This window comes from Kribbella sp. NPDC000426, from assembly GCF_040300265.1.
Classification (GTDB): Bacteria; Actinomycetota; Actinomycetes; order Propionibacteriales; family Kribbellaceae; genus Kribbella.
Genome location: NZ_JBEPDK010000002.1, coordinates 1 through 18,985 on the forward strand (window position 1 = coordinate 1; position 18,985 = coordinate 18,985).

Sequence of the window (18,985 nt, forward strand, 5' to 3'; positions counted from 1 at the left end):
GCCGCGGCTTCTTCTTGCCCATGGACTCCATGATGAACATCCTCCCGGAGCACAAGCTCCTGATCTCGGATGTCCGTCAAAACGGGGCAGGCCCAATACGCCCTTCGCCGTACTCCACGTGGCGAACTCGGTCGCCGTTAAGAAGGTCGCACCATCTCATAGTTGGCCTCCTTTTACAGGTAGTCGTGCAGGTAGCGGGCCCTGCCACCGACAGGGGAAGCGGCGGCAGGGCCGGACCCGGGCGACCTTTGCGTGCGCCACGGGCGTTGGAAGGCGTGACCGACGCGGACGTGAGGATCACACGTCGGCCTCGCCGGTCTTAGAGAGGGCGCCGGCCGATCGTGGCCACAGTCGAGTCTTCGTCGACGTCGAACGGGTCGGGATCCAGCCATCGGATCTCCGACGCGCCCAAGTGGCCGTGAACCTCGAGCAGGTCACCCACGCCCGGCCAGAAGGTCAGCGACGGGTTGCGCCCAAGCCATTTGACGGCGACCCATTGCTGCCCGTCCTGGTTCGGCGGGAACTCCACCAGCAAGGCGACGACCCCCGTACCGCTCACTCCCGATGGATCGCGATACCGATACAGCTCTCCGCGGCGCATCAATCCCGTCTCCTTCATGAGTTCCGGTGACGGCTCGACGACCCCGTCGAGCGTGTCTCAAGACTCTCGTTCGGGACCAGGACAGGAGAACCGTGTCTACGGACATTTACGGACATTTCGTGTTACGGTCTAAACGGACATATACCGACATCTACCCATAAGTAGGGGTCTGAGTGAACGAAGTTCTCCGGCGCGCGATGTACGACGCGAACCTCACCGACCTGGATCTGTCGGCACAGCTGGAGGTCGATCCGAAGACGGTGCGGAACTGGATGCACGGCCGGATCCCGCACCGCCGGACGCGTGACGCACTGACCCGACTTCTCGGGGTCGACGAGGACGTGATCTGGCCACGATCCTTGCGGGCCGAGAACGTCCACCCGGCCGAGGTCGCCGGCGTCTACCCACGACGTACCTCGATCAGTTCGCTCAACTGGCTGTCGTTCTACGAGGCGGCCACATCGGAGATAGGCATCCTCGCGTACAGCGCGCTCTTCCTCGCGGAGGACGCCCGCGTAGTACGCCTGCTGATCGAGAAGAGTCGCACGGTCCGAATCCGCATTGCGCTCGGCGCTCCGGAGAGCATGAACGTCGTCGAGCGGGGCGCTGAGGAAGAGATCGGTGAGGCGATGTCCGCGAAGATCCGGAACTCGCTCGCTCTCCTTCGACCGCTCCTGATCCAGGACGGAGTCAAACTGCGGCTTCACGACACGGTGCTCTACAACTCGATGTACCGCTCTGACGACCAATTGCTCGTCAATCAGCACGCGTACGGGATTCCCGCCGCTCAGTCGCCCGTTTTCCACTATCGGCAGTCCGTCGACAGTGAGATGTTCGACTCGTACCTGACCAGCTTCGAAGCAGTCTGGTCGCGAGGCCAGGACCGTTCCGTTATCTGACCAGACTGTCGCTCGGCCGCGCTGTCGTCGTACCGTCGGACGGATGATCACTGCGGCAGAGGCAACAGCTCTCGCTTGTCGGTTGCTCGCCGACGAGCTTCCTCGGCGATGGGCGCACACGCAGGGGGTGGCCGCCCGCGCACGCGATCTCGCGACGATCCTCGGCGATCAGGCGGAGCGTGTTGAGGTCGCTGCCGTGCTGCATGACATCGGCTACTCCTCCGTGGTGCGTTCTACAGGTTTCCATCCGCTCGACGGGGCTCGCTACCTGCGCGACGTACTCCACGCAGAGCCGATGCTCTGCCGGCTCGTTGCGCATCACACCGGCGCCCTGGTCGAGGCGGAGGAGCGTGGCATTGTCGAGCTCGCGGAAGAGTTCGCGTTACCCGACGTGCATCTGCTCGAGGCGTTGACGTACTGCGACTTGACGGCGGGCGTGGACGGTTGCCAGGTCGACGTCGAGGAGCGGCTGCGAGAGATCCTCACGCGCTATCCGCGCGAGCACGTCGTGCACCGTTCCGTTGTGCGATCCAGTCCGGCGCTACGTTCGGCGGTTCTCAACGTGGAACATCGCCTCTGCGCTTAATCGAAGTACAGCGTCGCGCCTGGCTCGAGGTAGTGGGCGATGCGGCGGCGCATCGTAGCGTTCATCTGCAGCTTCTCGAGTTCTGCCTGCGGGACCCAGCGGACCCGCGTGCTCTCGCTACTCGGTGTCGGGACGCCGCCAGTAGCCCGACCACGAAGAAGGATCGAGAACTCCTGGCGGGCCTCACCGTTGCTGGTGTACAAGATGATGTGCTTGGGGTCGGTGTAGATGCCGAGGACATCCAGGATCTCCGCATCGATGCCGGTCTCTTCCTTGGTTTCACGTACACCGGCTCGCGACATCGACTCGCCGAGGTCGATCGCGCCGCCGGGCAACGCCCAGTTGCCGTTGTCGGAGCGCTCGATCATCAGGATCTCGCCGGCTTCGTTCTCGATGACGACGTTGACCGACGGGACCATGCTGTTCGCTGCGGGCGCGTTCGGATCGTCGTAGTAGTCGATTCGCCCGGCCATCACGACTCCGTCATCGGCGTCGCGTCGTCCCAGACGCGGTCGAAGCTGTCCAGATAGTGTCGCGCAAGTTCTCCGCCGGGAATCTTGCGAAGGTGCCACACCGGTGCCTGTGCCGCGGGCAGGCCGTAGATGTGGGTGTTGACGAACAGTCTGTCGTCTGCCCGGTAGATCGAGTTGTAGAGCACGGTGCGGTGCAGTCGAAAGTCGATGCCCGGAGCATCCAGGAGGCCGCGGTACAGAACTTGTGCATTGCGGATCTTGGCGGCGAGAGCCTGACCAATGCCCTCCTCCTCGCCTCGTTCGACAACGTGTGCATCGTCTGGATCGCCCAGCAGGATTCGTATGCGGGCGCCGCCTTTGGCCTTCTTGCGAAGGATTCGCTGCAGGCCGCTGTCTTCAGCGAGGAACAGACCGGCGTAGACGAGGATGCCGATCTCGGCGTTGCCGGACTCGAAGAGCTGTCGCCAATCGTCGGCGGTGACATCCGCTCGGTGTGGATAGATGCGCACGAGCTCGCTCTCAGCCAGCGCTGCTGCTCGATCCCGCGTCAGGGTGTCCGGCCACAGGTACGACTCGTCGCGCCCCAGGCGGATCGCCAAGCGATGGCGGTTACGTGGGAACGGGACGATCTCGCCGCCGACCCACCGTTCGACGGACTTGACGTTGACTCCGAGCTCCTCTGCCAGTGCATGATGGGTCAGGCCCTGTTCGACCATGGCGGCTCGGAGTCGTTCGTTAGGCACGGGATCTAACTTAAGACATTTCAGGACATTTTGAGGCCAACCAAGACGTCCCGGAGATGTCTTCTTTTGTCGTGACGCTGTCCGGGTCCAAGCCGCGATGCTTGGCGGCATGACGAGTAGGCGTTGTCATCCACTCATTGCGCAAGGCCATGGCTGACCGTAAGCGGCAGCCGAACGAGCTGCTCCGGAAGGCGCGGGGGAGCATGTCCCAGGGACGGCTCGCGGACTTGGTCAGCGCCGAGATCTACCACCTCACAGGTCGCGCGACGGTCGTCACTTCCAAGTCGATCTCCGACTGGGAGTGTGGTTGGTACACGTGGCCGTCCGCTGATGTCCGGCAAGCGCTGGGCCGCATACTCCACAAACCCGATCCCGCGGATCTGGGCTTCTTCAAGCGACGGCTGAGCCTGCGGCAGGCGCCGGCGCCGATGTCGCTTCTCGATCTGTTGCCTGGTCATCGACTGCCGGTAGAGGCGGACACTCTTCGGCTTCCTGCCGGCCGGTCGTACTCCGGTGTCGACGTGGCGGCGCACTACTGCGAGGTTGAGTTTCCGGGGGAGGGGTGGCTCATGGTCGACCCGGGCAAGGACGCCGCACTGAATCGCCCGGATCGTCGCTCGTTGGTGATCGTCTCTGATCGTGAGCAGCACTATTACGTCTCGGACGGACGAAGGTTCGTCGACGGTGTTGGCCGTCGGCAGGGTCCGCAGCCGATCTCGTCTGCTGCGATCGTCGATGACCTGACGGTGGGCATCATCTGGGCTGCCACAAACACTGACATCGCGCTGCTGGCCGACGACGCCAGATTGGTGAGCAGTCAGGAAAGGCTGGCGCGGTACGAGGGTCGTCGTACGTCGGATGTGCCGCTCAGCGAGGTGCCGGTGCTCAACGCGGTCGCCGGGCAGTGGGTAGGGTCGAGGTTCTGCGCTCGGCACATCACCCGGAATCTGAATCAGGTGTCGGGGCAACCGTTCTTCTGGACGCGTGAGCGGCGTGGTGAGGAGGCCGCATCCTGGCTCTTCTGGCGGCACAAGTTCGAGTATCTGCGACGTACATCGCGGTGGTTTCCGCGGATGCGGAGAGGTTTCTGCATCACGGAGGCGGATGTTGCGGAGTCGCCGATGCACGAGCGTGTGCTGCTGTTGCTGGCGATCGCGTTGATGGAGGCTTTCGGGATCACCGTCGAGCTGAGCTCGGAGCCCGAGCACGCGGCGGTGGAAGGATTCGTGCTGGGCGAGGAGGCGATCGTCGCCAATTGGCTGGGCGGTGCCGGGCTTTGGTACGTCGACGCGAGCGCGCCGCCGTCGCGTCGAGCGGTCTTGCGGGATGTCGCGCGCCAGGTCTCCGTGGAGTCGCTGGTCGCGGAGTCGACTCCGGAACGGCGACTTCGAGCGATCGCCAACTACTTGAACGTGCCATGGCCGTGGTTCCAGCGCAGGTGCGAGGAGCTGGCTGTGGCCGGTGTCGATGACATCGCCCACCCACGGAGTCGCCTACTGTCGACGCAAGGCCTGAACACCGCGATTCGCTACGTCGCATACATCGACACTCTCCGAGGAGCTGAGCTTGCGCGCCGCTGAACTGACGATGGGCCGGACCTTCGCGGTCCACTTCGACCACGGTGACGACTTCTACCCGGCGCTGGCCGGCTTCTGTGCGCAGTACGGCGTGCGGCAGGGCTTCATCCCGATGTTCATCGCGGGCATGCGCGACGTCCAACTCGTCGGCACCTGCGAGAAGCTGCAAGAGCCGGACGCGCCGGTGTGGAGCGCCGTACACCTCGAGAACGTCGAGGCGATCGGCGGTGGCTCGCTGGCGTACGACGAAGATTCAGGAACTGTGCTGCCGCACATCCATGTGTCTGTTGGTCTGAAAGCGCACTCGGCTACCGCCCACACCAGCCATCTGCTCGGCGCGAAGGTCCAGTTCCTGACGGAGATGTATCTCGTCGAGGTGACTTCGCCAGCGTTCTCGCGCCCCCGGCAGCCCGATCTCTACAACGTTCCGCTGCTCGCCTTCGAGTAGTCCTGGATCCGCGAAGCCAGGTTCCACGGCGGTGATGCCGAGGCGAGTGTCGGAGTCATGAAGACGACTCGACGCCGCCGGAAGCATCGTGAATCGGCGACCTGACCCGAACGCCGTACCATCGATCGCAGAGCGGCAGCGCTTACTCGCGGTCAACCGTGCCGCGGCGATGTTCTACCGCCGACAGTTGCTCCAGGCAAAGACCGGGTGGCCGCGGAAGTACCTGACCCAGGGAGGCGCGCCCGAGGTCCTGGATCCAGGTTCGAGCTGGTCGATCGGACACGCACCCGATGCACGATCTCGCTTGACTGACGGCCTTCGCTCGCGGGGTTTCGACCTGGCAACCGTCCGGAACGCAGGCCTGGCGCTCCTGGATCCCGAAGGGCGCACGATCGACCGGTTCCGTGACCTGGTGATGTTGCCGGCGCGCAACGAGCAGTTGGAGACCGTCGGCTTCATCGGCGTTCGAGCGGACGCCGAGCCGTACTACGTATCGTCTCCCGCGAGTCAGGTTGGTCGCCGCGGAAGCGCGTTGGTTGGCGTCGCCGAACAGCTCGATCTGCTGTCCGAGGGCGCCATACCCGTCTTGGTCGACAGTCCTCTCGACGCACTTGCCATCGAGCGAGTCAGCCGACTAACTACGGGTCGCTGGGTCGGCATCCCCCTGTGCGAGACGCTCTTGTCGGCTCAACAAGCTGGCATCCTCGGGCGATACGCCGCCACCGAATCCGTCATCGTCGTCGTCGCAGACGGCAAAGCTGCTCAGCGCGCAGCCGACAGCGTGCTCGCCGATCTCAATCGGTTCTTCACCTGCGTATGGGCTGTCGAGCTGCCGACCGTCTCTCGAAAACGCGGCGACCTGCAAGCGCTACACGACAGTCTCCTGCTCACCCGGCCTCTTGCTGACTACCGGAGCCCGCAGCGCCGGAGGAAGCACCGACGCGACGAGGCTGATGTGGAGACACCTGATCGCGGGCCGGCGCTCTGACGAAAGTTGACCAGGCTCGACCGTTGAGCCTGCGTGATGCGTCCTCCTCGGCCCGCGTTGTTCCTTGAGGAGAGTGGCGATCTGCGTGATGTCGTCCGGTGAGAGCAGTTGCCCGTTGTCTTGCCGTTCTGTCATCAGGTAGACGCCGTCCCAGCGTGCAGCTCGGCGTAACGGCCTGCGGCGAGGCCAGCCCGTGGCTAGCCAGACCGGTATCCGCGGTGCCTGTACAGGGCTGGGCCGCAGCAGCGCCTCGTTGAGTTCGAAGTGGGTGCCGCTGTAGCTGAACGGTTCCCCGGTCCAGATCCCACTGATGATGTCGAGTCCTTCGTCGAGCAGTTCCGCACGAACCAGCGGATCCCACGGGTCCCCGAACGGCGTGAAGTCTTGCTCGGCGTTTCCGAGGCCGGCCGCGAAGATCAGCCGTCCGCCGCTGAACTGATCGAGCGTGGCTGCCTGCCTGGCAACTTCCCAGGGTCGCCGTCGTGGCAGCGGTGTGAGCAGGGATCCGATCGTCACATGCTCCGTCGCGAGCGCGGCCGCGGTCAGTGCGATCCATGGATCTGCGACCGGGTCCACCGAGCTGAAGATGTCCTGGACGAAGAACCCGTCCCAGCCGGCCCGCTCGGCCTCGCTCGCCAGCCGTCCCAGCAAACGTGGATCCGCATATGTCCCGTTGACCGGCACATCCAACCCGAACCGCATCGCGCTCCTCCTCTGACCCGACCTGTTGGCCCACATCGTGCCGCGTTGCCGTGCCGCGTGTGCTGGTTTGGCCATGAACGTGGTGTCCTGCTCGAAATCGGTGATGGCAACCAGCGCTCAGTCACCCTGCCACCACGCCTCGAGCAGCTCGCCGACCTGGCCGCGGACGCCGTCTGCGGAGCCGGAAGCCACAGACGAATAGCGCACGCTTCGAATATGTACTCGTTGCCAGTCAAACCGCGATGAGGAAATCAATGGCTCCTGTGGGTCGCTCGATGAATACTGCACACTTCGAATATGCACTGGTTGCCAGTCAAACAGGATGAAGGCGCCTCGTCCCTGGAACGCCTCCCCGTCGAAGGAGCCCTCACCGACCAAACCCGAGCCTTCGCCTCCATCACTTTCTGAGGTACGGGTACGGCGTGAGACGTATGCCGGTATCCGCGGCGATGACGGCCCGGTCGCCGAGCGGCTTGTCGAGGGTGACGACCGCGGTCGATGTCTTCCCGACGTCCGCACCGCCCGGGAGCAATGGACCGTGACTGCCACCGATGACGACCAAATCGTCGTACTCGACGACGTGGGCCCGGAGGTCGGTCTCATAGAGTCCGTGGCTCAACTCGAAACTGAGGGTCTTGCCGTCGACCCAGTCGAGAACGCCGACGCGGAGCAGACCCTGCTCGAGCCGGGCGAGACCGGGTAGCGGGTCGCGCCACTGCAGCGACTTGAGCACGCCCGCGGGGGCTGCGACGGCGACAACAGGTCTCGACAGGCCTCGCACCGTGAAGGACCAAGCCGGCACGGTCGCCCGGCCATGGCTGGTCTCCACGTCAGTCCTCGTCAACGAGCCGCCAGTGATCGTGAGCGTTTCGCAGCCCGGCATCCTCTTGCACATGTCGTTCGGCGGCCCGATCGCTTCGGTCAGAGCTTGCTGAGCTTCGAGCACCTGCATCGTCTCGTTCGACCCGTCCGCGAAATCGACCCGCGTCGTACCACCTTCCGCGAACTGGACCCCCTCCGCGAAGGCAACCCGCCCGGACAACCATGAGATCTTCTGCTGCCCGGTGTCGAAGCCGAGCCCCGGCGTCCGCGTCGAGTACAAGAAGATCCCGGTCACCGGCGCCGGAATCCCCGCCGCCCCCACGGCCCGCGCCACCACTCCCGCACGCTCCACAAATGCTTGTGTGGGCTGACCTCGCGGCACCAGATCACCGTCTGGTGTCTTCCACGCCGGGCGAGGAGCCGACGTGCTACTGGGCGCAGAGTCCGGAGCTGGCCCGGACCCACACCCGCCGAGGGCGAGCACCAGCACCACCCCCAACCGCACCTTCCCCACCATGGGGCCGAGTATCCGCTCCCCTTCTCGGCCCCTCAACCAGCGAGGGTCCTCAGGTGAGGTAGGTGGTACGGGTGCACGTGAGGGTATGGCTGTTGTGTAGGTGAGTAGGGCCGGCGCGGCACCCGCGATGCGGCGTGAAGCCAGAGCCGATTCGCACCGTTCGTGTGCCTGATTCCTGTCCCGCTGGTGGAACGGGGACAGGCGTTCCCGCTCCCGCCTGGCGAGAAGGCCGCCCCGAGAGGGTGGCGGCACACCATCGTCACCAGCCGCGATCAGCTGACAGCGTGGCCTGCCGGGCGAACATCGGTATCGCCTGTCGCGCGTCAGGGGTCGTCGGGATCGACCTGGACCGGCATACAACCGGTGTACCTGGGGGCGCGAACGCCGGCGTCGACGGCGGCACCCGGTTCGCCGAGCTCTGTCAGCGGTGGGGCCAGATCCGACCGATCACACTCGAGGGCCGCACAACGGGCGGCACCTGCTGTTCCGCGTGCCGCCCGGTCTCATCGTGCCGTCGGTGTCCGGCGGCACCTCGCGACTCGGCCCCGGCATCGACATCCGCGGAATGGGCCGAACCCTCGGCGGCTACCTCGCCGGGCCGGGGTCGGTCGTCGACTGCCGCGAGTACGTGATCGAGATTGAGGTCCCGATCACACGACTGCCCCGGTGGCTTGCCGCCTTGATCGGCCAGGCGGTCCCGATCGCGCCGGCGGCGAGCAGGCCGAGACAATGACATGTGACTCATCGCCTGGATCTCGACGCATCCGACGGCCCCTGGGTCGACACCCTCGTACGGCGGATCTACGTCGCCCGGTCCAGCGGCGACACCGCCGAAGCCCGACCGGCTGCTCGAATACGGCCGCGCCGAGGGCGGCGAGACGCTGGCGCGGATCGTCGACCAGCTCCTGGAGGCGCTCGACCAGCGCGACACCGCCGTACTGACCGGTGAGCCGATGGCGCCGTACGGCGTCAGCGCGGCCCCGGCCGGCGAGCTGATCTGCGACTTCTGCGCCGCGCTCGAGCCGGTCGTCTACTACGAGGTCACCGAGTTCAGCCTGATGGCACCGGGTGGGGAGTGGCTCAGCGGAGACCGGTTCTACGCGTGCCCGCCATGCCGCCGGTTCATCGACTCCGGCGACTGGAGAGGCTGCGAGCGTGGATCGGCCCAACCCATTTCGGGCTCGCGCACCGCATGATCCTGGTCGGATTCCGTAACCACCGCAGGGGCTCCGCGGTCGAGTTCCCGCCCGGCACCAACCCCGAAGCCGGCCGCTGGCCGTCGCGCCTCGATCAATCCGCTGCTGCTGGACGGCTGGGCAGATCTGAGCATCTGGGGGTACGACGCCGGCACAGGCCCTGAACCGCACCAATCACGCCGCCTGGCCCGAGCTTGATCGCACATCCCAGATCGCTCGCCGAAAGCCTGCGGATCAACCGAACTGGTCGATATCAGCCGGGGCGAGGTCGCTGCACGGCCGAACCAGACGGCGGCGCCATCGGCGGCCTGGAAGGCTTGCGTCGCGAGTGAGATCGGACTGTCCGCGACTCCAGGGCGACGCTGAGCGTACGCTCAGGCCAAGGGCTCAAATACTGCGGTAGACCAAGAGAGCTGATGACGAATCGCGCGCAGGACGGATCAGGCAACCCAGGGCGGGCTCCGAAGGAGCCGCGCTCGGGTCCGGTACCTCCCGGGATGCTGCCGACACCGTCGGAGCTGACAGCTGATGCTCTGAGCGATTGGATCGCGAAGAACCCGGATCCGGATGTCGGTGGTGTTCGGATTCTGCCGGACCTTAAGACGGTCATGGTGTATTGGAAAGGCGCACCGCCAGCCGGATTGCGGAACCTGGCGGTCACGCTCCCGATGCCCGTGACCTTCCAGGCATCGCCGTACTCGCTCGCCGACCTCGATCCGATTGCCCGGAAGGTGCTGGCCGACAACCGAGACGTCGTGAGCTCGACCGGCCCAAGCCACGACTACTCCGGCGTCAGTGTCACCTTGTGGTCAACAGCGCCGCTGAATGCCACGATCGCACGCCTCAACAAAGAAGCCAGCGTGCCGATCATCTTCGACAAAACCGCCGACCCCGTGGACCTGGCCGGCACCACCGACACCTCAGACAGCCACGCACTGGATGAGTGCGTTGAGCCCGCAAGGTGTGCAGATGTGCCTCGCTTCTTTGGGGGTGGCATGATCCGGGTCAGAGGCCTGACTCCAAGTTGGTCGAGGGTCTGCTCGACCGGTGTAGCTCTGTATGCCGGGACACACCAATACATGACCACTGCGGCACACTGCCTCCCCAGTGGCACATGGGTGAGCTATGACAACGGCGAGGTCCTAGGATCGGTAAACCAGAGCATTGGCCATTACAAACCGGACCCAGGCGACATCATGATTATCGAAACTCCTAACCTGTTTCGGATTTGGAACGGGGCATGGAACACCGACATCTCGCAGCCTGTGACGAAGATGAAGCGACCCGCGGAAGGCGTGTACGTCGCAGTGAGCGCCGGGGTGTCCGGAAACAATGCTCCACAACGGGTTGAATCGGTAGGTCGATACTGGTCGACGGAAACCGCGGAATCGGTCGGGCCAGGGTTCTTTGTTGAACCGCACGTTACCGATCGCATTTGGGGCTACGTACAGAAGGGCGATTCGGGATCACCGGTTATCCGCTCGGATTCGGCCGGGAACTTCGAAGTCCAGGGCTTCCTATCGAAAGGCCAGAACACAGTAGCAACCCCGACCAATTGCAGCCCACTCCGACATCCCGGATTCCCCCCAACCACTTCCCCGCCATCGTACTGCTACGGCGATTACTGGGCCGTCTACGCAGATATCGCAATCAACAGTTACGTCGGAGTGCATCTCAAAACCGTGAGCGATCAGGGGCCCTAACGAGCACCTCGCGGCGAATCCGTCGCATGATGTCTTCGACAACTTCCGGCCGGTGAGACGACCGGCCCGTACGTGACCCTCAAGGCGAAGGTCTACCCGGAGGTGTTGCGGCCGGTCATCGGGTTCACCGATCGGGCACAACCAACGGTTGCGCCGCTGCACAGCGAATCGCCGTACCGCGTACCGGCCGGCGACGCCGAGCCGATACCACAAGACCTGGGTACGCCGCCGTGCTCCACCGCCCCCGCGATAAACGGCCATCCCGCCTGCAAGTCCGCCGTACGGCTCGCGACCACGCTGTCTGAGCGTTCGAATTAGCCCATATCTGCTGGATTTTGAGCATTCGTCGACCACCGCCACGCCCCCGACACGCCCTGTGGATAAACGGTTTCGGTGGTGTCGGCGAACCGCCGTACTCTGATGAGCGGCCCACCGATTACGACGGGCTGTACGTGGACCAACGCCGAGCGCTGCCGGGTCCGTGTGCTCCCCTCGAAACACCATGGCAGCGGTAGGGGACCCAGGAAGTTGGGGTCCGACCGTGAGTGGTCGATACCCCTGGGGTGAAGTCCACGGGAGTGGACCGGGCGATGAATCCCCGCCCGAACCCGACAGTTAACTTCGCAGGCGTACGAGAGCTTCACCATGCCCAAGAACGGGTCCTCGGGTGGCTTCGTGCTGCCAACAGACAGCTCCGCCGCGCCCGCCGTGCCCCCCAGGCACCACGGAGCTTCTTCGCGCCCTCCAGCCCTCCGGACCGCTCCATGGGCCGCAGTACGGCGGCTCCCTCGCGCAGATGCACGCAGAGAAACCTCTATATACGCGTGGCGCGGGGGTAGGAAATGAAACGCGCCGTCCCGCAGCACGGCCGCGGCTCGTCGGCCGCGACGCTCCAGGAGTGGGTCCAGCTCGGGATCACCGAGGTCGTCGGCCTGGTCGACAAGCAGCTCGCCGTGCCCGCCCCCGAACTGCTGGCCCGGCTGCCCGAGCACGGCGTATCGAAGGACGACGGCAAGCGCCTCCAGCTGGACCCGCAGGTCCTGACCGAGGCCACTACGCAGCTACGCAACCTCGGAGTCATCGGCGAGTGGGACCACACCACCAAGGGCGGCCTGACGGTCCCGCTCTGGGTCCCCGGCGACTAGACCGGCCGCACGACCTACATCCAGCGCGCCTGCCGGCACAAAGGCATGCTCTACGCCCGCTACCGGCGCCTGGCCAGCAACAACATGGGCGAGGCTGGCAAAACGGTCCTGCGCCGCTCGCTCACCGAGGCCGGCCGCCACCTGATGCCGTGCGTCAGCGGGTTCGGCGAGTGCGGCGACCTGCTGGACGTCCCGCTGTTTGGGCCGCTCGACTCCGCCGCCACCTTGGTGATCACCGGCGCCAAGGGAGTGCCCGTGGTCTGCACGGTGCCGATGGAGATGAAGAACCGGCGCCTCACGATCTATCCGATCCACAAGGAGTGCCACCAGCTGCTGGCGAAGGCCGCCGTACTCCAGATCGAGCACCCCGACCACCCGATCGTCCCGGTGCTGGTCTGCCGCCGCGCGCACCCGCGGCTGTTCTGGATGGCCAAGGACCTCGGCTTCCTCGTCCACCAGACCGGCCGGCAATACACCCGCCTGCCCAAGGGAACCACCCCGGCCCACGTCGAAGTGCTGCGCACCGAACTCGGACTCACCGGCCTGACCGTTGTGAACGACAAGACGCCGCTGATCCGGACGTTCTTCGAGCAGACCCTGCCGAACCGGGCCCAGGCCACCGCCGCCCGGTGGAAGGCCACCGCGGCGTACGTGCTCCCGTACGCCGAACAGCTCCGGGTCGAAGGCCCGGACTCAACCCAGCGGGCGGACCTGATCCGGGAGCTACGGCAGGAAGCCGAGTGGGTCCTGGACAGCGCTGGCTGCAAGAACAACAACCTCGGCTGGTCCCTACCCGATCTGGAGGAAGTAGACGAATGAGCGACTTGCAACTGTGGGACGGCCTGATCGGCGCCCTGATCGGCGCGGCCGTCGGCGCGGTGCCGGCGGTCCTGGCGCTGCGGAGCTCGAGGAAGTCGAACGAGCTGACCGCCGCCGCGCACGAGACCGCCAAAGCCGCGACCGAGGAAGCCCGCCAAGCCACCGCGGCGATGGTCGCCAACGAGATCTCCGCAGCCGCGCTCGAGGAGGCCCGCCAGGCCAACGCGGCGGCCGTGGCGGCGAACGCGATCGCGGACAGCGCCCTGGAAGAGGCTCGGGCCGCACGCAAGATCCAGTACGACGAATGGCACCGGCAAGCAACCCCGAACATCATCCTCGAGCTGGGCCGTGAACGGCACGAACTCGGAGGACACGCGCTGAAATTCAGCTGCGACCGTGACATCGACTCAGGCGAGCTCACCCTTGCCGCCGGGTACGACGAGATGGCCATCACCGGCCTCGGAGCCAGCCCCGACGAGGAAGTCTTCAACTTCGGGCGATCGGTCACGCTGCCCCGCGGTCGAAGCCGGCACGACCGCTGTCAAAGGGATCTGGACCGGCGACCCCACCCGCGCCAACGGCCTCACCGTTCAGATCCGCTGCACGGTGACCATCGACGGCATCAGCTGGATGGTGGCCAAACCGGTGACCTTCCCGCGGATCGCGGCCGGAGCGTCGGCAGCCCTGCTGCCCCGTGATCCCGACGAACTCGACATCAGCACCGCTGGATTCTGAGACCTCGTTCGAAAGGTCAAGCGGCGATAACGATCGGCGGCAGTGCGCCTGAGACCTAAGCGCGTGGCGAGGAGGGCGGGAAGACTCGTTCTGTGGCCTACACCAGGTGTCAACTGTGCGACACGCCGCCGGACCGTGGATCGTTATCGGCGCGTGACTCCTCGTTAACCCCGTGGATGGGCGTGTCGGGCTGCGCGGTTTGCGATTCCCGGGTTCTCTTGCCTTAAGAACAACAAGCGGCTCCTCGGGGGCAACCGAGGAGCCGCTCAAATCACCCACTTGACGGGCGGGTTCACATGAAGAGTACGACTGATGCCGGCCGTTCGCTGGGACGTCGGCGCTCCGGAGGCACAGGAGTGCCGAGATGACCGCGCAGCCCGACGCGGCTGTGCAGTCCGTTCCAGCGCAGCCCGACGCTCCCGCGCAGATCAGCAAGGCGGGATGGGTCGGCCGGGTCGCCGGCGCCGCCAGTCTGCTCGGCGGCGGAACCGTCGTCGGCGTCTTCCACCCGATGGCGGGAGTTGCGGTGCTGGCGTGCGGGGCCGTCTTGACGACCCTCATCGTCATCACGGCGCTGTACGGGAACCGGACCCGGAGCCGGCGCGCGTTCCGTCTGCTCCGTCTGCTCAGGGGAACGGCTGAGCCACCGGCACCGCCGCGGGACCGGCGCGGAGCCAAGCGCTCGAAACACGCGAAGCACAAGGCGTGAACGGCCCCGCCTCCCACCATTGGGGCTCCACCCCGGTCCGGGTCTCCTGTTGACGCAGGGGCCCGGACCTCGTTATAGCCCCGGCCAGCGAGCCTGCCCGTCCCATCGATAACGGCTGTTACAGAGGGCTACATCCAGGTAGGTAGCCTTAGCCCCTCGGTGGAGTCTCCAGGAAGTCCCTGCGGCGCGATGCCACCCGGCGCAAGTACTGCCGTGGACAGGTCCACCTCGCTGCCGGAGAACCTTGCGTCGTTGAAGCTAACGGTGCCGCCGGCGAACGTTGCATCGTCGAACTTGAGTGAGCCGCCGGCGAACTTCGCGTCGGCGAAGTTGACCGCGCCGCCATTGAACGTCGCGCTGAAGAAGTCGACTATGCCGCCGGAGAGGGTTGTGCCGCTGAAGTACATGCTGCCGCCGGAGAACGTTGCGGTGCCGAGACTGATGAGGCTGCCGGAGAAGGTCGCGCCGCCGAAGTCGACTTCTCCGCCGGAGAACTCTGCGCCGAGGAAGTCGACGGCGCCGCTCGAGAACTCCGCGCTGGGGAAATACACGGTGCCGCCGGAGAATTTTGCGCCGGTGAAGGTGACGGTCTGGCGTCGTCTGGCGGGGATGTCGGAGAACTCCGCGAGGGTGAAGTCCACGACGCCGCCCGAGAAGATTGCATCGCTGAAGTCGACGGTGCCGCCCAAGAACCTCGCGTCGCGGAAGGTGACGTGAGTGCCGCGAGAGAACTCCGCGCCGCTGAAGTCGCCACTGTCGAAGACAGCCCCGGTGAAGTCGAAGCGGTACCCATTCCAGGTGGGTGGAGCATTGAGTTGCTCTTGTTCCTCGTGTTGCAAGTGTTCGTTGATGAGCCGGATGACGGTGTGTCGGACTTCCCTCTCTCCGTGGCGCCCCCCAGCTCCGTCGGCCGTAACCCTGGCACGCCGCCGCTTGACCGATGGATAAGGTCCGGTCTCGTCGGTGTCCGGGGCGTAGGGCAGGCGGAGGTACGCGCAGAGTACGTCGATGCACTGTTGTCGCTGCTCGTCCCAGTCGTCTGCGAGTCGCGCCATCGCGTAGATGCCGGCGAGCCTGACGGACGCTTGGTCGTGGCCGATGAGTTCGGCGGCGTCCTGGTAGCGGCTGCTGAACAGCCGCCGGTCGTCACGGAAACTGGCCGACTCGTCGACGCGCGCGCGGCGGTATCCAACGATTAGAGCGACGGCCGCGCCCACGCCTGCCGCCAGCCCGAGAGCGATCTTGACCATGTCGGCGAGCAGTTTCTGCTGGGCCTCTGTGGCCGCTTCGGGATGCGGATCGATGTCAAGCAGCCAGGCAAGGATCATGTAGAGCGCGACGGCGCCGGCTACCGCGGCGACGACAGCCACGGAAGCCCACAAGACCAGAGATCCCATGACCGGCGTCCGTGCCCGGTCGCGGCGTGGTCGTCCTCGCGCCTGATCGCCTGAGGTCGGCATAGTTTCCCCTCCCACAGCGCCATCCACGGTGACCGCGGCATTCCCGAATCCACCGTGCCGGGGGCCGCGACGCCATGTCTACTTGCGGCGTCGGGCCACTTCGAGGATCTGGAGAAGTGGTACTGCCGGTTGTTACAACACGGGAACAGGCTGACGAGGTTTGGCTCGGTGTGGGTGGCAACTTTCAGCGCAACCTGCTGCATCGAACTGTGTGAGGAGCAACCTGGGGCGTGGGCTGGGGGTCCTCGGTTCCTGATCGGCAGCGCGAGCCCATCTCGCTCGTGCTGAACCACACGGCCAGAGGGGGCTGAGGACATGTATCTGACCACGGGTGATTTCGAGAGTGGTCTCGGGGAGTGGCGAGCGCTCAACTACGCGGAGGACGTCAAGGCGCAGTCTGTTGAGGATCCTGATGCGGCGAAGCAGGGCCGGCACCTCATGCGGGTCAGGACCACAAGGGTGGATGGTTCGGTGGCCCACGACGTGGTGGTGCCCAACTCCGTGGTGTTCGGGGTAACCGCGTACGGAGGCGATGGCAGTCCTGCAGATGTGCGAGTGGCCAACGTATTGGTCCCGTCGCTGCAGTTCTCCGTGTGGCTGCGGTCGAGGAGTCGCCGGCGCCACGTGAAGGGTGTGGCCGCGATCTGGAACCTGTACGCCGATCCGCCGCAGAACCGGACGACCGAGTTCAGCGTCGGTCCCGAGTGGACCCAGGTGTCGGTGGGGTGGGAGGACGCGCCGGTGCCGTATCTCCAGACGGACTCGCCGACCCCGCCGTTCGAGTGGAATCCGAACTTCCGGGTTGAGCTCTACCTCAAGACCATCAACCAGGACCTGGACGTCGACGCAGCGGTCATGATCTGAGGCGCGAGCCGGGCGGCGGGAACTGGTACCGGCGGGTGTTGGAGTACCGGGAGTCGCTGGACGCGGGCAACTGTGAGCGTAGGAGCGATCCGCACTAAATCGCTGGCGCCCTCCGCCGCCCACCTGCCAGGGTGCCGGACATGACCGAGGTTGTAGTACCGCTGACCGTTCTCGATCTGACCGAAGCGGACCTACCCGCCTGCGGCTGGTACGGGACACCGACGGACCTTGCGTACGTCGCCGAGGCGATCCAGCGTGCCCGCCGAGGCGAGGTCGAGTACCTGGCCGTCTGCCCGCCTTCTGGTCTGCCAGTAGCGGTCGGTGGGGTTGACTACACCAAACCGCCCGGTGGAGCGACGATCTGGCAACTGTCGGTCCAGGCGGAGCTGCGCTCATGTGGGATCGGCTCAGTCCTGATCGGCGCGTTGGAACATCGTGCTCGAAGCCGCGGCCTCGGCTGGGTCGAATTAGGCGTGGATGACAACATGTCGCGGCCCCGTGCGTTGTACGAGCGGCTGGGTTATGTGGTGAGCGGCAGCGAGATCGGCTCGTGGGACCAAGAGGCTGCGGACGGATCGACGACCCGCTACGAAGCGCGGATTACTCTGCTGCGCAAGCAACTGACCTAGGAGTTGGTCGTGCCTGAGGTCGGGCTGCCGGGATTCCCACGTCGGGTGGCGACGTATTCGGCGTAGGTCGTGGCTGCGCCGCGGGCATGACGCTCGATGGTCTTGGTGCTGTAGCCGAGGGCGTCGGCGATGATCGCGATCGGGGCGAGCTTGGCGAGCTCGTGCAGGGTCCCGAGTCGGGCAGCGCGGGGGCTGAACAGCCGGTGCAGGCGTTCTCTGAGTGAGGCCGCACGGATGTGCCGACCCGGGCCGTAGCCGGGGAAGACCCAGTTGCTGTTCGGCTGAGCGGCGGTGTTGCTGGCCGCCGCGGCGGCCAGCAACAGGAACGGTTCGTCGAGGGGCGGCGGGATCTCGATCACGGTCTTGCCGAGCGCGATGGCGACCTTGGTGGGCTTGACCTCGACGTGATCCCAGGTCAGCGAGACGACGTCCTCGATCTGCTGGGCGAACACCACGACGAGGATCGCGGCGGCCCGGTCGCGTGTGGTGAGTTTCGTCCCGGAGCTGACCTCGGCGACCATCTGTTCCTGCTCCAGCGTCGGCATGCGCGCCGCGGTACCTTCTGGCCGGCGGAACAGGATCAGGGTGGACGTGGTCAGCTGTGCCCTTGATGGCCCAGTGCAGGAAGGGGTTGGCCTGTTCCCGGGTGGTGTTGCCGCCGGCGCGCCATCGATCGAGCTGGGTCTGACTGAGCTCGGCGAAGGCGCTGTTGTGCTCGGTGAGCCAGTTCAGCAGGGTGATCGCGACGGTCACCTGCTGTTTGGCCCGGAGGAAGGCTCCTTGGGTGACGGGTTCCGGCGAGCTGCGGAACCGGCGCTGGTGGTGCCAGATGACGTAGCGGCGGATGACGTCGCGGTGGGCTGGGTCGGTCGTGCGCTCGATCGCTGCAGTCGACCAGGTACCGAATCGGCTGAGCAGCTCGTCGCGCTTCGGCAGCGCGCCGTACTCGACAAGCAGCCCGCGGATGTAGGTCTTCGACTGCTGCCGGCCGGGGACCTGGTCGAGCAGTTCGTGCGTGAACTCGCCGGCGGCCGCGATGGCACGCAGGGTCTGCTTGACGTGGGGTTGTCGGATCCAGGTGATGCCGCTGTTCGGTCGTCCCATCGCCTTGAGAGCGTTGGCCAACGGCTTCAGTTGCTCCGAGATCACGCCGGCGGTGGGGTCGGTCAACAGGTCGTCGACCAGGTCGCCGAGCGAGCAGCGCCAGCATCGGCCTTTGGTGCGGAGCTCGGCTTCGGCGCCGCAGCCTTGGCAGTCGAGGCTGAGATGCTGCAGCCCTGAGCAGGCTCGGCACGCTGGTGCGCCGTCGACCAGGCCGGGCAAGACGCCTTCGTGGCCGCAGTTGCAGGTCCCCGTGGTCCGCTTGGCC

22 protein-coding genes, 1 pseudogene and 1 riboswitch are annotated in these 18,985 nt (G+C 65.8%); of the genes and pseudogenes, 16 read left to right on the plus strand and 7 right to left on the minus strand.

The features are described 5' to 3' along the window. Window positions 1-319: 319 nt before the first annotated feature. Window positions 320-601 carry a hypothetical protein gene (locus ABT313_RS07820; RefSeq protein WP_350849913.1) on the minus strand — a complete coding sequence of 94 codons (282 nt, stop codon included), beginning with the start codon at window positions 599-601 and terminating at the stop codon, window positions 320-322. A 173-nt stretch (window positions 602-774) separates the two neighbouring features. Between ABT313_RS07820 and ABT313_RS07825 the strand changes: the two genes are divergently transcribed. Continuing rightward, window positions 775-1,500: a helix-turn-helix domain-containing protein gene (locus ABT313_RS07825; protein WP_350849915.1), complete on the plus strand. Its 726-nt coding sequence runs from the start codon at window positions 775-777 to the stop codon at window positions 1,498-1,500. A 43-nt stretch (window positions 1,501-1,543) separates the two neighbouring features. Next, window positions 1,544-2,086 (plus strand): HD domain-containing protein, encoded by a 543-nt coding sequence (locus ABT313_RS07830; protein WP_350849917.1) that lies wholly within the window; start codon window positions 1,544-1,546, stop codon window positions 2,084-2,086. Here the strand turns inward: ABT313_RS07830 and ABT313_RS07835 are convergent. Beyond that, complete coding sequence (locus ABT313_RS07835) at window positions 2,083-2,559, minus strand: NUDIX hydrolase (RefSeq protein WP_350849919.1); 477 nt, start codon at window positions 2,557-2,559, stop codon at window positions 2,083-2,085. The two genes, ABT313_RS07830 and ABT313_RS07835, sit on opposite strands and share 4 nt — an antisense overlap. Beyond that, window positions 2,559-3,302, minus strand: coding sequence for a helix-turn-helix domain-containing protein (locus ABT313_RS07840; RefSeq protein WP_350849921.1), 744 nt, complete (start codon window positions 3,300-3,302; stop codon window positions 2,559-2,561). Before ABT313_RS07840 ends, ABT313_RS07835 begins: the two co-directional genes overlap by 1 nt. Before the next feature lie 149 nt (window positions 3,303-3,451). Between ABT313_RS07840 and ABT313_RS07845 the strand changes: the two genes are divergently transcribed. The 3 genes from ABT313_RS07845 to ABT313_RS07855 all read left to right on the plus strand — a co-directional run bounded on the left by ABT313_RS07845 (window position 3,452) and on the right by ABT313_RS07855 (window position 6,315). Beyond that, window positions 3,452-4,882 (plus strand): hypothetical protein, encoded by a 1,431-nt coding sequence (locus tag ABT313_RS07845; RefSeq protein ID WP_350849923.1) that lies wholly within the window; start codon window positions 3,452-3,454, stop codon window positions 4,880-4,882. Next, window positions 4,869-5,327 (plus strand): PPC domain-containing DNA-binding protein, encoded by a 459-nt coding sequence (locus ABT313_RS07850; protein WP_350849925.1) that lies wholly within the window; start codon window positions 4,869-4,871, stop codon window positions 5,325-5,327. Before ABT313_RS07845 ends, ABT313_RS07850 begins: the two co-directional genes overlap by 14 nt. Window positions 5,328-5,496: 169 nt before the next feature. Then, window positions 5,497-6,315 (plus strand): hypothetical protein, encoded by an 819-nt coding sequence (locus ABT313_RS07855; protein ID WP_350849927.1) that lies wholly within the window; start codon window positions 5,497-5,499, stop codon window positions 6,313-6,315. On the opposite strand, the gene ABT313_RS07860 is transcribed toward ABT313_RS07855, so the two are convergent. Both ABT313_RS07860 and ABT313_RS07865 read right to left on the minus strand, forming a co-directional pair. Continuing rightward, window positions 6,196-7,017 (minus strand): LLM class flavin-dependent oxidoreductase, encoded by an 822-nt coding sequence (locus ABT313_RS07860; RefSeq protein WP_350849929.1) that lies wholly within the window; start codon window positions 7,015-7,017, stop codon window positions 6,196-6,198. The genes ABT313_RS07855 and ABT313_RS07860 overlap by 120 nt on opposite strands. Before the next feature lie 397 nt (window positions 7,018-7,414). Further along, a complete protein-coding gene (locus ABT313_RS07865; RefSeq protein WP_350849931.1) occupies window positions 7,415-8,191 on the minus strand; it encodes a hypothetical protein in 777 nt (258 codons plus the stop codon). A gap of 449 nt (window positions 8,192-8,640) precedes the next feature. On the opposite strand from ABT313_RS07865, the pseudogene ABT313_RS07870 reads away from it, so the two are divergent. The 8 genes and pseudogenes from ABT313_RS07870 to ABT313_RS07905 all read left to right on the plus strand — a co-directional run bounded on the left by ABT313_RS07870 (window position 8,641) and on the right by ABT313_RS07905 (window position 14,663). After that, window positions 8,641-9,089, plus strand: a pseudogene (locus ABT313_RS07870) (bifunctional DNA primase/polymerase). 220 nt (window positions 9,090-9,309) lie between these two features. Beyond that, window positions 9,310-9,552: a hypothetical protein gene (locus ABT313_RS07875; protein ID WP_350849933.1), complete on the plus strand. Its 243-nt coding sequence runs from the start codon at window positions 9,310-9,312 to the stop codon at window positions 9,550-9,552. A gap of 497 nt (window positions 9,553-10,049) precedes the next feature. Further along, window positions 10,050-11,255 carry a chymotrypsin family serine protease gene (locus ABT313_RS07880; RefSeq protein WP_350849935.1) on the plus strand — a complete coding sequence of 402 codons (1,206 nt, stop codon included), beginning with the start codon at window positions 10,050-10,052 and terminating at the stop codon, window positions 11,253-11,255. Window positions 11,256-11,327: 72 nt separating this feature from the next. Further along, entirely contained in the window at window positions 11,328-11,573 is a 246-nt protein-coding gene (locus ABT313_RS07885) for a hypothetical protein (RefSeq protein WP_350849937.1), read from the plus strand. 143 nt (window positions 11,574-11,716) lie between these two features. Then, window positions 11,717-11,893, plus strand: a riboswitch (cyclic di-AMP (ydaO/yuaA leader). Window positions 11,894-12,097: 204 nt separating this feature from the next. After that, entirely contained in the window at window positions 12,098-12,400 is a 303-nt protein-coding gene (locus ABT313_RS07890) for a hypothetical protein (protein ID WP_350849939.1), read from the plus strand. A gap of 45 nt (window positions 12,401-12,445) precedes the next feature. After that, entirely contained in the window at window positions 12,446-13,219 is a 774-nt protein-coding gene (locus ABT313_RS07895; protein ID WP_350849941.1) for a hypothetical protein, read from the plus strand. After that, window positions 13,216-13,917 (plus strand): hypothetical protein, encoded by a 702-nt coding sequence (locus tag ABT313_RS07900; RefSeq protein WP_350849943.1) that lies wholly within the window; start codon window positions 13,216-13,218, stop codon window positions 13,915-13,917. Before ABT313_RS07895 ends, ABT313_RS07900 begins: the two co-directional genes overlap by 4 nt. Before the next feature lie 401 nt (window positions 13,918-14,318). Further along, complete coding sequence (locus ABT313_RS07905) at window positions 14,319-14,663, plus strand: hypothetical protein (protein WP_350849945.1); 345 nt, start codon at window positions 14,319-14,321, stop codon at window positions 14,661-14,663. 128 nt (window positions 14,664-14,791) lie between these two features. Here ABT313_RS07905 and ABT313_RS07910 read toward each other — a convergent pair whose 3' ends face one another. Continuing rightward, window positions 14,792-16,060, minus strand: coding sequence for a pentapeptide repeat-containing protein (locus ABT313_RS07910; RefSeq protein WP_350849947.1), 1,269 nt, complete (start codon window positions 16,058-16,060; stop codon window positions 14,792-14,794). A gap of 618 nt (window positions 16,061-16,678) precedes the next feature. On the opposite strand from ABT313_RS07910, the gene ABT313_RS07915 reads away from it, so the two are divergent. Together ABT313_RS07915 and ABT313_RS07920 are read left to right on the plus strand one after the other, a co-directional pair. Then, window positions 16,679-16,987 carry a hypothetical protein gene (locus tag ABT313_RS07915; protein WP_350849949.1) on the plus strand — a complete coding sequence of 103 codons (309 nt, stop codon included), beginning with the start codon at window positions 16,679-16,681 and terminating at the stop codon, window positions 16,985-16,987. Between the two features lie 140 nt (window positions 16,988-17,127). Further along, a complete protein-coding gene (locus ABT313_RS07920; protein WP_350849951.1) occupies window positions 17,128-17,616 on the plus strand; it encodes a GNAT family N-acetyltransferase in 489 nt (162 codons plus the stop codon). On the opposite strand, the gene ABT313_RS07925 is transcribed toward ABT313_RS07920, so the two are convergent. Beyond that, on the minus strand, window positions 17,613-18,161 hold the full coding sequence (locus tag ABT313_RS07925) for a tyrosine-type recombinase/integrase (RefSeq protein WP_350849953.1): 549 nt from the start codon (window positions 18,159-18,161) through the stop codon (window positions 17,613-17,615). The genes ABT313_RS07920 and ABT313_RS07925 overlap by 4 nt on opposite strands. Before the next feature lie 40 nt (window positions 18,162-18,201). On the opposite strand from ABT313_RS07925, the gene ABT313_RS07930 reads away from it, so the two are divergent. Beyond that, entirely contained in the window at window positions 18,202-18,897 is a 696-nt protein-coding gene (locus tag ABT313_RS07930) for a hypothetical protein (RefSeq protein ID WP_350849955.1), read from the plus strand. Window positions 18,898-18,985: the final 88 nt, after the last annotated feature.